This is a genomic window from Enterococcus sp. DIV1067f, assembly GCF_050543505.1.
Classification (GTDB): Bacteria; Bacillota; Bacilli; order Lactobacillales; family Enterococcaceae; genus Enterococcus_D; species Enterococcus_D entomosocium.
This window is the reverse complement of sequence record NZ_CP172940.1, coordinates 3,020,586-3,033,716: the sequence shown is the minus strand read 5'-3', so window position 1 is coordinate 3,033,716 and position 13,131 is coordinate 3,020,586. Positions and strand designations below refer to the sequence as shown.

The 13,131-nt window shown below is 41.1% G+C and carries 14 protein-coding genes and 1 other annotated feature; of the genes, 10 read left to right on the top strand and 4 right to left on the bottom strand.

Annotated features, from left to right (window positions below):
- The first annotated feature begins 23 nt into the window (after nucleotides 1–23).
- Together IGJ42_RS13940 and IGJ42_RS13935 are read left to right on the top strand one after the other, a co-directional pair.
- Complete coding sequence (locus IGJ42_RS13940) at nucleotides 24–662, top strand: hypothetical protein (protein ID WP_430615757.1); 639 nt, start codon at nucleotides 24–26, stop codon at nucleotides 660–662.
- A complete protein-coding gene (locus tag IGJ42_RS13935) occupies nucleotides 649–885 on the top strand; it encodes a hypothetical protein (protein ID WP_325815904.1) in 237 nt (78 codons plus the stop codon). Before IGJ42_RS13940 ends, IGJ42_RS13935 begins: the two co-directional genes overlap by 14 nt.
- Before the next feature lie 783 nt (nucleotides 886–1,668).
- On the opposite strand, the gene IGJ42_RS13930 is transcribed toward IGJ42_RS13935, so the two are convergent.
- Nucleotides 1,669–1,803 carry a hypothetical protein gene (locus tag IGJ42_RS13930; protein ID WP_303047152.1) on the bottom strand — a complete coding sequence of 45 codons (135 nt, stop codon included), beginning with the start codon at nucleotides 1,801–1,803 and terminating at the stop codon, nucleotides 1,669–1,671.
- A gap of 102 nt (nucleotides 1,804–1,905) precedes the next feature.
- On the opposite strand from IGJ42_RS13930, the gene IGJ42_RS13925 reads away from it, so the two are divergent.
- Nucleotides 1,906–3,525: an ABC transporter ATP-binding protein gene (locus IGJ42_RS13925; protein WP_429946800.1), complete on the top strand. Its 1,620-nt coding sequence runs from the start codon at nucleotides 1,906–1,908 to the stop codon at nucleotides 3,523–3,525.
- Nucleotides 3,526–3,549: 24 nt separating this feature from the next.
- Here the strand turns inward: IGJ42_RS13925 and IGJ42_RS13920 are convergent, their stop codons facing one another.
- Nucleotides 3,550–4,125: a helix-turn-helix transcriptional regulator gene (locus IGJ42_RS13920; protein WP_034872143.1), complete on the bottom strand. Its 576-nt coding sequence runs from the start codon at nucleotides 4,123–4,125 to the stop codon at nucleotides 3,550–3,552.
- Nucleotides 4,126–4,675: 550 nt separating this feature from the next.
- On the opposite strand from IGJ42_RS13920, the gene IGJ42_RS13915 reads away from it, so the two are divergent.
- From IGJ42_RS13915 to IGJ42_RS13890, 6 genes are all read left to right on the top strand, one after another.
- A complete protein-coding gene (locus tag IGJ42_RS13915; RefSeq protein WP_005233871.1) occupies nucleotides 4,676–5,275 on the top strand; it encodes an MptD family putative ECF transporter S component in 600 nt (199 codons plus the stop codon).
- Nucleotides 5,272–5,973, top strand: coding sequence for an energy-coupling factor transporter transmembrane component T (locus IGJ42_RS13910; protein WP_429946798.1), 702 nt, complete (start codon nucleotides 5,272–5,274; stop codon nucleotides 5,971–5,973). Before IGJ42_RS13915 ends, IGJ42_RS13910 begins: the two co-directional genes overlap by 4 nt.
- Nucleotides 5,970–7,406, top strand: coding sequence for an ABC transporter ATP-binding protein (locus tag IGJ42_RS13905; RefSeq protein ID WP_429946797.1), 1,437 nt, complete (start codon nucleotides 5,970–5,972; stop codon nucleotides 7,404–7,406). Before IGJ42_RS13910 ends, IGJ42_RS13905 begins: the two co-directional genes overlap by 4 nt.
- A gap of 142 nt (nucleotides 7,407–7,548) precedes the next feature.
- On the top strand, nucleotides 7,549–8,256 hold the full coding sequence (locus tag IGJ42_RS13900; protein ID WP_042890652.1) for a response regulator transcription factor: 708 nt from the start codon (nucleotides 7,549–7,551) through the stop codon (nucleotides 8,254–8,256).
- Nucleotides 8,246–9,604 (top strand): sensor histidine kinase, encoded by a 1,359-nt coding sequence (locus tag IGJ42_RS13895; RefSeq protein ID WP_005233878.1) that lies wholly within the window; start codon nucleotides 8,246–8,248, stop codon nucleotides 9,602–9,604. Before IGJ42_RS13900 ends, IGJ42_RS13895 begins: the two co-directional genes overlap by 11 nt.
- A 107-nt stretch (nucleotides 9,605–9,711) precedes the next feature.
- Entirely contained in the window at nucleotides 9,712–10,350 is a 639-nt protein-coding gene (locus IGJ42_RS13890) for a PepSY domain-containing protein (RefSeq protein ID WP_086316576.1), read from the top strand.
- A 68-nt stretch (nucleotides 10,351–10,418) separates the two neighbouring features.
- Here IGJ42_RS13890 and IGJ42_RS13885 read toward each other — a convergent pair whose 3' ends face one another.
- Together IGJ42_RS13885 and IGJ42_RS13880 are read right to left on the bottom strand one after the other, a co-directional pair.
- A complete protein-coding gene (locus IGJ42_RS13885) occupies nucleotides 10,419–10,589 on the bottom strand; it encodes a hypothetical protein (protein WP_008379536.1) in 171 nt (56 codons plus the stop codon).
- A 90-nt stretch (nucleotides 10,590–10,679) separates the two neighbouring features.
- Nucleotides 10,680–11,114 carry an acyl-CoA thioesterase gene (locus IGJ42_RS13880; RefSeq protein WP_008379539.1) on the bottom strand — a complete coding sequence of 145 codons (435 nt, stop codon included), beginning with the start codon at nucleotides 11,112–11,114 and terminating at the stop codon, nucleotides 10,680–10,682.
- Between the two features lie 189 nt (nucleotides 11,115–11,303).
- Nucleotides 11,304–11,508 (top strand) — a binding site (T-box leader).
- Nucleotides 11,509–11,825: 317 nt separating this feature from the next.
- On the opposite strand from IGJ42_RS13880, the gene hisS reads away from it, so the two are divergent.
- The gene (hisS, locus tag IGJ42_RS13875; RefSeq protein ID WP_034872142.1) at nucleotides 11,826–13,124 is read left to right on the top strand and encodes a histidine--tRNA ligase; all 1,299 of its coding nucleotides are present in this window, start codon (nucleotides 11,826–11,828) and stop codon (nucleotides 13,122–13,124) included.
- The last annotated feature ends 7 nt before the right edge of the window (nucleotides 13,125–13,131 follow it).

The window sequence follows — 13,131 nt, the reverse complement described above, 5'->3', positions numbered from 1 at the left end:
TATTTGTAGCGAGGATGTTAACTTTGAAGAAAAACATGAAAAACTTTCTATTTGGGATGATAGGCGGCATATTTGTTGTGATATTTTTTGTTATTGATTATAAAATAGATGGTAGAGCTATTGAATGGATAAGCGCAGGGTCTACATTAGCTGCAGTTTTTGTTTCTCTTTGGTTAGCGAGGGATAAGAAGTCAAACAAAAATATTACTGGTAATTTTTTTAATACTATATTTAATTTTCCCAATATTATGGTCTATGACCCGAATGTGGGTGAGGGGGTATATACTAACTATAAATACTTAGATCTTAATACGAAAATTAGACTATATAATCCATCTGATTATTACAAATCTCTTTATGATTTAAGAATAAATTTTATTGATTCAAATGGGAAAATTTATAATGGTAGTAAATACGGAATAGAGTTTGAAAAAAATGAATGTTTGTTTATCAGCTTATCTCCTGGAGAAACAAAAATTTTAGATTTAAAAACAGATACAAATTTTTCAACATTTGAGAAAATAGATACTACAATACCTTTAAAAATATTCTTTTCTGGGTTAAATGAAAATGGTGAGGAGATAAAAATTTATTGTAATAATTATTTAGAATATCTTAATAGAGAAAAAAATAATGGAGGAAACAGCAATGAGGTTATATAAAGAGTTTGACGATTTTTTTTCAGAGTATCAGGAAAAAATAAAAGAGACAGTAGCTACTCCGGAACAAGTATGTGTCTTTACCTTAGTTAATTATAAAGAGTCTAAGAATAAGTCAGATATAAAAAGATCAGCTAAATGGGTAAAAGATATAGAAAGTAACTTAAAGAAATTTGATTTGTGGAAATATGTAAATGAAACAGAACTTAATAACAATTTAAAGTAAGCGCCCCACGCGCAATGAGAATTATTGACCCACACATTGACCCACAAACACTTAACACGTTTTAAAATACAATGAAATGGTTTGGCGGTGCTATGTAGTTTTGCAAATATATTGAGAATGGATAATGCCCTATGACAAGCATTTATAATCCCTGTACACCTTTTATTAATTAAATTCAACCAATTTGTGACGATTTTCTAATCAATAATTTCTATTACGTTGAAATAATGATAAAATAAAGAAGAAGAGTATTAGGCGCACTTCCCCAAGTTTTCACCGCCTAACTACTCTTCTTAAAGTATTGCACGCAATTACTAATTTATAGCATAAACTAAATTACTGCAAGTAATATGAATATATTTATGTACAAGCTCGCCTTAGCAAGTCATTTGTTTACCAAGGAAATTGATTGTTATTAAGCGCTCGTTGCAAGGCTGTGACTAATATACCAGTTATGGTATATTAAACATAAATTTTATATGTTCGCCAAATAGTAGTATGTATTTAATATCGAAGCTGTAATATTGAATTCTTCACAAAGAATCTTTTACTCTATGACTTGTCGATTTGAAAAACTATTCGAATTTTTTTTAACTTTTTAATGCTTATATAATAAAAAAATCCGCCCAATAATTGAGCGGACGTTTGCCCCACGCTAGATGAAGAATTTTGACCCAGATTTGACCCAGAATAAATTTAAATTGAGTCAAGTTCTAGTAAATTACTATGTTTTAAAAACTTGTTTTGTCAGCTTGTTTTGAATACTATTGAATCCTGTTAAAGCTATTTTCTAGCTGACCAAGCAAAAGACGCTTTAAACAAATAATCAATCGTTGGCAACAACGTTAGCCCCGCTCTTTGAGCGGGGTTTTTTTGTTTTTCTCGATGACCGAGGAATGGTTTCTCACTATCTTTCATACGGTTCTTTCCATTAAGCGAAAAATAGATTATACTTTTGAAAGCGGTTATTTTATTTATCTCACGACTTTTTCACGAACACTGCAGCAAAAGGAGCTTACGATGGCGATTGATTTATGGCGGCATTTTAAAAAAGGATTGACGGTATATATTGGGATTGGAATTGCGGTCTCATTTTTGAGTGCTGCGAATGTCTTTTATTTTCAAAAATTACTCGATTCATTTGGCAAGACATTTGATTGGTCAGTTGTTTTTATCTATGGGTTAACGCTTGTACTGGTACCGCTCTTGTCCTATCTCGAGCAGAAACCAAAAACAAAATTGCACAACAGCATGTATTTCTATCTCAAAGAACAAGCTTTAGTAAAAATCAGCAAGATTGCCTATTCCGAATACTTACAAATCGGCTCTGGAGCACTCTTACAGAAAACCGAAGCAGGAGCAGCGGCTGGCAGAAATATCCATTTGAATTTTTATGGACGCTTGTTTAAAGAATTGCTTCCCGAAACACTGTTTAACTTAGCTTTTATTGCTATGATCGATAAAAGGTTGATTCCAGCGATCCTTGTGGGCTATCTAGTGGTGTTTATCGTGACCAATTTGCTTTTGAAAGTTTTACGCTCTCTCAAAGAACGTGCGCTAGTTTCAGAAGAAGCCATGAACAGCACCTTTATCCGCGGATTAACGGAAATGGTCACGTTTCGGATCAATAAACGGTTTGAAAAAGAGATCGCACAATATAAAAATATGTCTGCTGACACAACAGAACGTTTGACGAAAATGACGATGATCCATGAGTTTTTCTTTGGTTTTTTTGCAGTTTTAGTCGCATTGATCAAAGTAGCAATTGTGGTATTGGCATTCACAAATCAGATTACAGTCAGCTTGGGCGGTTTAGCAGCACTGATTATTTATGTGGATCGAATCTATACGCCTGTTGCAATATTTAACGTGATTTTTGTTCAATACAGCTTAGATAAAGTTGCCTTTGCACGGTTAAATGAATTTTTTTATCTGCCAGAGGACAAAGCATTAACACAAGGAGATCCATTGTCTGAGACCATCAACTATATCACAGTTAAGGATCTATCCGTCATACTTCAAGAAAAGAAAATCTTAACCGATAGCACACTGGAGCTGAAGCGGGGAGCGATTTATGGGTTAGTAGGAGAAAGCGGCGCAGGAAAATCAACGCTGATCAAAACGATTTTAGGCTTGTATCAGCCGACGACCGGTGCAGTTCTGATCAATCACAAAAATTTGGCTGCTTACAACTTAAATGATTACTATCAGCATGTCTTTTATCTATCGCAAGATGCGCCAATATTCCAAGGAACGCTGAAAGAAAATATCATTTTTGATAAGGAAATCGCAGACGAGGAAATCATAGCGGTATTAGAAAAATGTCAATTAGGCGCATTCTATCAGGCACTCAAGGGAGGACTGTCTGCTGAAATTGGAGAAAAAGGAGCCAACCTTTCTGGTGGGGAAAAACAGCGGATCGCTTTTGCCCGATTGTTTTTCACAAACGCAGAAGTCATTGTCCTTGATGAAGCCACCTCTGCTTTAGACGAAACAACAGAAGAAAAGCTTTTTGCAGCGATCAAAGACCAATTGAAAAATAAACTAGTCATTATGATCACCCATCGCCCGAAAAATTTGATTTATGCGGATGAGATCATTGAATTGAAAAAAACACAGGTTGAAGCGGCTTCATCATAAAAGCAGCTTCAACCTGTGTTTTGATCAGCGCATCAGTAAATGCGGCAGTGTACTAAGCCATGCAAGCATGCCGACAATCAAGGCAAAGACCAAGACGATGACTGTTTTTGAGAGGAAATCTTTTTTGATGTCCCGCTTTTTCCTAATGGCATCGAGGTCTTGATTTTCCATGAAGGCAACGATCTCTTTATACGTTTTGATATTTTGGGTTTTCTTGATTTTTTCGATCTTCAATGCGGCATACATGGAGACGAGCCAAAAACATAGAGGCGGGGCAATCCACCAGTGTCCTGGTAAAAAGAGAGCAGGCCCAACAGATAATGCGGCCAACAATGTAAAGACCAACATTATTTTCGTGTAGTGATCCATTGCTGTTTTCTCAATCGTTTCTTTCATTTGTTCAACATCCCCTTTGACTAATTCATCTAAAGAAACATCAAATAGAACACTGAGCAATAATAAGTTGTGAACATCAGGATAACTTTTTTCATTCTCCCAATTTGAGATCGTTTGTCGGGAGACATAGAGTTTTTCTGCCAGCCCTTCCTGAGAGAGACTTAATCGTTCCCGATGTTTTTTTATTTGTTTGCTTAAGTTCATTTTATCCGCTCCTTCTACCATTAGTGTAGGACAATGTCTGCGTTCTAACGATCAAATGTCTTTGACAATGCCTTGAAATCAAGTGTCAAAATGTTTTTACAGTTGGGTTTATGCTTTTTACACAGCAGTACAGCGTCGATTTTCTTCAACGAATAAGCGACAGTCAGCTTTCTTATTGTTTTTTTTTAGAAGCACCTGCTGGTTTCTTAATAAAGAAAATGATGAAGAGCATGTGCTGATTTTTAATGTTTGTCTTTATCTATTATTCATTAATTTCGCAAAGATGGGAAGAGGAGAAAACAACTAAGCGTGTGAAAGCATCATTTTTCCATTAGTGGATCTTTAAAGGTCCCTGTGTGTTGAAATGGAGCCATTCAGAAGTCACGTCTGTTTGTTGGTTCTGTTCTAGAAGAAAATCGACTGTTGATAAGCATATCTCCCCATAAAAACGTCTGCTTTGTGCTATACTGAGGCTTTGTAAAAATAAGTTTGTACAAGCAAGCAGCAACGGTTTTTTCATTGATTGCTTGCAAGAAGGAGCGTATACGCAGTGAAAAAACTAAAGGTTCAAGATTTAATTGCAGTGGGGATCTATACAGCGATCTATTTTCTTTTAATGAGCGTCTGTCTATTGATTTTGCGTTTTGTGATCCCAGGTTTTCATAATTTATTTATTCCAGCAGTCACCGCTTTGTTTTCTGGCATTATCTATCTGATTTTATTGAATAAAGTACCGAAATTTGGCGCAATCACCATTATGGGTACCGTGGTAGGGCTCTTTTTTTTGATTTCAGGACATTTTCCATTGGCCTTTTTGCCCAATATGATTTGTGCCTTAACAGCTGATTTGATTCAATACAAAACAAAGCTCAAAGAGAACGTTCGCGTACTGGCGAGTTATATCGTCTTTAGTTTTGGCTTGATGGGCCCGATCTTGCCCCTGTGGTTTATGAAAAATGCCTACATCGATTCATTAGTGGCTCGCGGAAAAGATGAAACCTACATTGCCGGTGTGTTTGCTCATACCTCCAATGTGATGTTGGGGCTTTGTGCATTGGCCGTTTTGATTGGTGCGGTGGCTGGTTTAGGCATTGGTAGCCGCTTGATGGAAAAACATTTTCAACCAACGATCCAATCGCATAAAGGGTGAGGAATGTGTCGAAAACAAGGTTTGATCCCCGCAGCAAATTGGCGGTGATTCTCTTTGCTAGTTTTACTATGATGGTGTCCATTAGCTGGATCGATGAGTTTGTCTTTGTCACGTTCTTGCTGCTGCTATTTTTAGTCAGCGGCTTTTGGAAAAAAGGCCTGCTGTTCTATGGCGTGTTTGTCTTGCTGACACTGGCAGATAGTTTTTTGTTTCGCCAAGGAAACCACCTACTCATCGTGTTGCTGGATTTCTTTTCCGTCGGTTATCGCCGCTTATTGCCAACGATCATGGCGGCGGCTTTTGCCATTAGTGGGACGAAGAACAGTGAGTGGATGGCGGCGTTGCAAAAAATGCACGTGCCCAATGTATTATTAGTCCCGTTGGCAGTCTTATTTCGTTTTTTCCCCACACTGGTACAAGATTTCAAAAGTATTCGCCAAGCGATGCGCTTTCGCGGCATCTCGCTGTCCGCAGGATCGATCTTGCTTCATCCGCTGCAAAGTGCGGAGTATTTTTTGATCCCATTACTGATGTCGGCTGAAAAGACCGCAACCGAACTGTCGGCTACGGCCCTCGTTCGCGGGCTAGCATCAGAAAATCCCCATACCACCGTCCACGAACTGAAGCTGCGCTGGTGGGATGGCTTGGTCTTTTTAGCATTAGGCGGCTTTATCGTGAAAAGGATGTGGCTTGGATGATCAGATTAGAACAAGTGTCAGTGAAGCGAGAAAATCGAACCGTATTATCTGAGCTCTCTTTGATGGTCGCAGCTGGGGAAGTCATCGTTTTGTGCGGCGCTAGTGGCAGCGGCAAATCGACCCTGCTCAATGTTTTGAATGGCTTGATCCCTGAGCTGTATCCTGCCGAAGTGCAAGGGAAGATCCGTGTCGGAGAAACAGACTTGCCAGTTGCCGATTTCTCCCATTATGCCCAGACGATTGGCGTCGTCTTTCAAAACCCCAGGACGCAATTTTTCACCACGGATGTCTATTCGGAGTTGGCTTTTTCGATGGAAAATGCGGGCGTCGCCCCAGAAAACATTCGGCAGCGAATCACCGAAGTAGCCCAGCAGTTTTCCCTAACCCCGTTGCTTGATGCTAGTGTCTTTGACCTATCTGGTGGGGAGAAGCAGCTGATTGCCCTCGCGGCAGCCACGATGTTGCCCCATGATGTGTTCCTATTGGATGAGCCTTCCAGTAATTTGGATCAAGAAGCGATCCAAAAGTTGACTCAAGGATTGGCTTCTTTAAAACAACAAGGGAAAACCATTGTGATTGCCGAACACCGCTTGGCGTATTTGGCGCCACTGGCAGATCGCTTCTGTCTATTAGAAGCAGGACGATTGCGGGCGTCTTATCCAGCAGCTCAGCTTTTGTCACTGCCCGAGGAGGCAATTCACGAGTTGGGATTGCGAAAAGTAGGCGAGGCGGCATTGGAAACTCAGCACTGCCGAGAATCTTTGCCAGAAAAGTCTGGATTAAGGGCAACGCATCTGCAGATCAAGCAATCGAAACGCTCAGCAAACAGCAGAAATTGGGCGCTTAACTTGCCTGAACTACAATTGCCGACGAAGCAAGCTGTGGGGATCGTTGGACCAAATGGTGCTGGCAAAAGTACGTTGGTGCAAGTCCTGTCAGGATTGAAAAAATGCCCAGAAGCAGTATTTGCCATCAATGGACAAAAGCGGACCCAAAAGCAGCTGCTGCAGGAAAGCTTTCTTGTGATGCAGGATGTCAACTTGCAACTGTTTTTTGAAACGGTGGAAAAAGAGTTGCTGATCAAAGCCCAAAACCCAGCTCGCTTTGAAGAAATTGTCTCATTGTTGCACTTAACACCACTCCTTGCCCGACATCCGCAAAGCTTGTCGGGTGGGGAAAAACAACGAGTTGCCATCGGCAGTGCCCTGCTTTCTGGTAAACGCTTGTTGTTTTTCGATGAACCAACGAGTGGGTTAGATTTGCAGCAAATGGAAGAAGTCGCAAAACTGTTGCGAATAGTTGCCAAAGAAGTTGATTTATTAGCCGTGATCAGTCATGATCGTGAGTTTTTAGCTGAAACATGTCCTTACATGATTCAACTCGAAAAAGGAGAACTTGTTGGCACGTATCAGCTGGCAAAAAATATGGAATAACTGAAAGACGGAGTGAACCTTGGTTCATGCCGTCTTTTTTTGGTCGAACATGAAAAAATCTTCATGTTTTTTTTCTTTCAATCAGTTAGGAAGTTTTGAAAAAATCCGTTATGATAGAAGCAAAACCAGAGGAGGAGCGCATATGACTTTGAAGATCTTGCTAGTAGAAGACGAAGAAAGTTTAGCCAGTTTTATCCAGACCGAATTGACTTTTGAGGGATATGACACGGTCTGGGCCAAAGATGGGCAAGAGGCATTGACCTTGTTCAATCAGCAAGCAAATGCTTTTGATCTGATTTTATTGGATTGGATGCTGCCAATCTATGATGGCATCACAGTGGCGCGGCGGATACGCAAAGAAAGCGACATCCCGATTTTGATGATGACCGCCAGAAATCAAACCGCCGATGTGGTGACGGGGCTTGATGTTGGGTTAGATGATTATTTAACGAAACCTTTTGAAATCGAAGAACTGTTTGCCAGAATTCGCGTGATCGAGCGGCGGCTGCAAAGAGAAGCCAAACAACAAAAGAACCAGCAAAACCAATTAGTGGCGGGGGAGTTGATGATGGACATCGCCAAGCACTTGGTTCAGGTTGCCGGTGAAACCATTGAGTTGACGCCCAAAGAGTTTGGGATTTTATATGAATTAATGAAAGAGCCGGAAGTCGTCAAAACCAGAGATGACCTATTGAATGAGATTTGGGGTTATGAATACGACGGTCAAACGAATGTTGTAGATGTCTATATCCGTACACTGCGGAACAAGCTGGATGTTTGCGGCAAAGGCAAAATGATCGCAACCGTTCGAGGATTAGGCTATGTCTTGAGGACCGACCATGAAGAATAAGTCAGTCAACCAACGTAGAAAAACAGCCCAGTTTCAATTGACGAGCCGCTTTTCCTTGATACTCTTTGGTCTGCTGATTCTCTTCAATCTGCTGTTTATTTTATTATCCGTAGGTTATTTGTTTGAACATATCGAAAATCGTGCCAGCAACATTCTTGAAGCCATCGAAAAAGGCGAGGCATCAGGGGATACCTGGGACACTCTCGTCAATGCCTATGTTTCGGCAGATGAAGAAGACGCCCTGCAAGTGATCTTAGCCGATGGCAGTGTCGTTTCATCAGAAGATGCGGAAGAGATTTTTGCCGATATCAATCAAGGACGAGTGATGCCATTTCTCGAAGACATCGTTTTTACAGAGGATGGCATCTATTACACGAAAACCCAAGAAGTCGATGGGGATCAGGTGACGATCGCTATCAATGGGGAGGATAGTGTGGAATTAGCCTATGGTCTCTTTATGATCAGCAGTTTCTTGAATCTGATCGCTGTTGTGATTGGCAGCCTGCTGATTTATTGGAGTGTCGGGAAATGGAGTCAGAAACTTACCGGCATGGCGCAAGAAATTGCTGCCATTGAACAAAGCCGACAAGGAGAATTGTCAGTGTCTGAAGAACCCATCGAGATTCGTTCGGTGGCCTTGGCTTTCAATAAATTGTTGAAAGAACAGCGTGAGACGATCGAACGGGAAAAACGATTCGTTGCCGATGCTTCCCATGAGCTGCGCACACCTTTGGCTGCGATTCGCGGACATGTCCAATTGATCCAGCGGCGTGGAACCAAACATCCCGAAGTCATTCCTTCCTCGATGGCATTTATTGACAAAGAGTCGAAGCGTTTGGAAACATTGAGCAATCAATTGCTAGACCTAGAAAAAAATCAATCCCAAGAAGAAATGACCCTTGTTAATGTTTCCCAGATCGTCCGAGAAGAGTGTGAAAAACAAGCGACGATCGTTCCGCAATCGATTGAATATTTTGTGGAGAACCAATGTATGAAGCGAGGACATAAACGTGACTTCCAGCAAATCATCCAAAACCTGTTAGAAAATGCCGCGAAGTATTCGCCTGTTGATCAGCCGATTCATGTGACCTTGACACAAGAGCAAAGGCAGTTGTCTTTAACCGTCGCCGATTTTGGCATTGGGATTCCCGATGACAAGAAAGCCTTGATTTTTGAACGGTTCTATCGGGTAGAAGATTCTCGTTCTAGCCAGATTGCCGGTTCAGGCATTGGGCTTTCACTGGTAAAACAGCTGGCAGACAAATATCATGCCAAAATCACCGTGATAGACAATCAACCGCAAGGCAGTATCTTTAAACTTGCCTTTCCAAATGAAAGAGAAAGATGAAGATTTTTTTAGATTTTCTTCAAGCAATTTTGATTCTTTTTCTTTGGGAACTTGTTATTCTAAATATATAGAAAAAAGGAATACACAAACAATTGGAGGAATGAAACATGAAAAAAACAACTATTTTATTCGGAATTGCCGCATTAGGATTATTGGCAGGATGTACACAAAACAACACGGGAAATTCAGAACCTGCGCAAAACAGCAGCTCAAGCACAGCAGTTGCCTCATCGAGTGAAACAACGTCGTCACAAGCAACAGACAGCTCTTCAAGCAGTGCAGCGATCGCCAATGGCGGCTTACCTACGGTGACCGTAGAAGAAGCGATCCAAATATTCCAAGACAAATACCCAGATGCAGCGATCACTTCGATTGATTTGGATACTTCTTTTGGCAATTACTTCTACCAAGTAGAAGGCGTGGATGACACGAATGAGTTTGAATTAAAGATCGATGCAGAAACCAAAGAAACTTCTGAAGAAAGAACGGAAAAATTGGATACCGATGAACAAAACGGTGTCAAAAAAGATGCCGATCAATTGGACCTAACCAACTTGCTTTCATTGGAAGAAATTTCTGATATCGCCGTGAAAGAAGCTGGCGGTGGTCAAGCAACAGATTGGTCCTTAGACAAAGAAATGAATGTAACCTATTGGGAAGTCAAAGTAGAAGATGGCAACAAACAAACAGATGTGAAAATCAATGCCCAAACAGGTGAAGTACTTGAAACAGAATTGGATGACTAATCCTTTTACGCAGTAAAAAAGATAAGCCGCTATCGTCTATGCGCAAAAGACGATAACGGCTTATTTCTTTACGTATGCTGTTTGACTTCAGTTAACGGTTTGACGCGACCACCAATTTTATCTGCAAATGCTTCGGACTGCTTCCGATCTTCAAAGACCCATAACTTGTCTGGAATTTTTTCACGAGTGCGACGACCATCTTTGCCAATGTAACCATGCAAAACTTTAATCACGTACATCGCCATCATCCTTCCCTGAAATTACTTTTGATTATACGAAAGCCGTTTCAAAAAGCAAGGATTTTGACTTAAATAAGTGATCAGAATTGATTATTCTCCTGACAGGGCAGCATAATCAGCAAATCGTTGATGGATTTCAGGAAAACTACGCTTCAGCTGCACGATGCGATTGGTCTCTTTTGCTAAAAAACAATGCTTTGAAGTCCCTGTCGTAGCCAACTGACCATCGCTAGTTTTGTAGATCTCATAGCGAAAATCCAAACGCGTGCCCGTATATTTGTCGACCAAAACATCGATTCGCACCTCATCTTCGTAACGAATCATCGTTTTGTATTGCGCACTGACTTCCAGCACAGGAACGATCAAGCCAGCTTCTTCGATGGTATGATATGGTAAATCCAAAAACGCCAGTAATTCCACGCGGGCCTCTTCAAACCAGCGGATATAATTGGCGTGATGGATGATCGCCATTTGATCGGTCTCATAGTAGTGTGGTTGACGGATATAGCCTGAATATAAAGACATAAAAACAGCTCCTTTCATAGAAACAAAACCTTCGTTATTCAGCATAACGCAAAAAGAAAGAAAAGCAAACAGAAGGAGAACTTCTTTGCGTTGATCACTAGAGAAAACGCTACTGGAAAGCAGCGGAGTGAAAAAGACAGTGAAACACCTTGACTTTTTCATAGCTTTCTTGTAGTTTATAGATAATATCAAAAATCAGTGAAGGATCGAGTACTTTATTCTATTCCTTAAAAGAGAAAACTGCCCCGGCTGAAAGCAGTTTAGGACGTGTAAAGGAAAGACAATCTGGAGATGAACAGAAGAAAAGCTGTTCCGTGACCGAGCGTTAATCGAGAGGAGAAGAACATTTCTCGAATTTAGGTGGTACCGCGTGTAATCAAAACTCGCCCTTGTATAAAAAAACAAGGGCGAGTTTTTTGCTGTGAATCACTATGATTGGCTTGCGGAGCAAGACAGAATAGATGATGAACAGTACTAGGCGACCACAGGGAGCGTAGTAACCATACTAGGAATCACTGGGATTGTCTTTTGGAGCAAGACAGAATAGATGATGACCAGCAGCAACCAACCACTAAAAGCGCAATAACCCAAAAGCCAAACACGAGAACAACCCACCCACATCAATGAGTAACAAGCAATAGGTGAATAAGCAAACAAGCAATGAAAGCAAAGAACATGGGCAACCATGAAACAAATAGGAGGATGCATACGATGAGTTACCAACGTCCAAAAGGAACCAACGATATTTTGCCAGGAGAATCCGAAAAATGGCAATTTGTGGAAGAAACAGCACGTTTAGTGTTTCGCGATTACCAATTCAACGAGATTCGGACACCGATTTTTGAGCACTTTGAAGTGATTGCCCGCAGTGTCGGTGACACAACGGATATCGTTTCAAAAGAAATGTATGATTTTTACGATAAAGGAGAGCGGCATGTGACGTTGCGTCCAGAAGGCACCGCACCGATCGCTCGTTCTTATGTCGAAAACAAACTATTCGGACCAGAACATACGAAGCCTTATAAAGTGTTTTACATGGGACCAATGTTCCGTTATGAACGTCCGCAAAAAGGCCGTTTGCGTCAATTCCACCAAATCGGTGTCGAAGTTTTCGGTTCAGCAAATCCAGCGACCGATGTTGAGACAATGGCGATGGCAATGGATTTTTATCGTCAATTAGGACTTAGTCAATTGCGCTTGGTCATCAATTCATTAGGTGACAAAGAGACACGCCAAAACTATCGTCAAGCGTTGATCGATTATCTAGCGCCCCATGAAGCGGAGCTTAGTGAGGATTCAAAACGCCGCTTGCATGAGAATCCTTTGCGGGTTCTTGACAGCAAAGACAAGCGAGACCAAAAATTTGTGGCAGATGCGCCATCGATCTTAGACTACTTAACGCCAGATGCCAAGGCACATTTTGAAACCGTAACGAGTATGCTGGATGCGTTGGAGATCCCTTATGAGGTCGATTCGAATATGGTGCGTGGTCTGGATTATTATACCCACACGATTTTTGAGATCATGAGTGATGCACCAAAAATGGGGGCGCAAGCCACCATCTGTGCCGGCGGTCGTTACAATCATTTAGTGGAAGAGCTAGGTGGACCAGAAACACCTGGTTTTGGTTTTGCTTTGGGGATCGAACGTTTATTGATCACTATGGAAGCCGAAGAAGTTGTGATTCCTGCTTTGAATGAGTTAGATGCGTATGTGGTTGGTCTGGGACAAGAAACCAATTTAGAAGCGCTGAAAGTCGTGCAAGCGATTCGTAATTTCGGCTTTTCTGCCGATCGTGATTTCATGGATCGTAAAGCCAAAGCCCAGTTCAAATCTGCTGATAAACAAGGGGCACGGTTGGTTCTGACTCTAGGCGAAACAGAATTAGCAGAACAAGTGATCAATATCAAATCCATGGCAAGCCGTGAAGAAAAACAATTTCCGTTAGCGGATCTTTATGCCCGCTTCGATGAGATCTACGATGAAATGACAACCAAAATGTTTGAGTGAGGAGAAA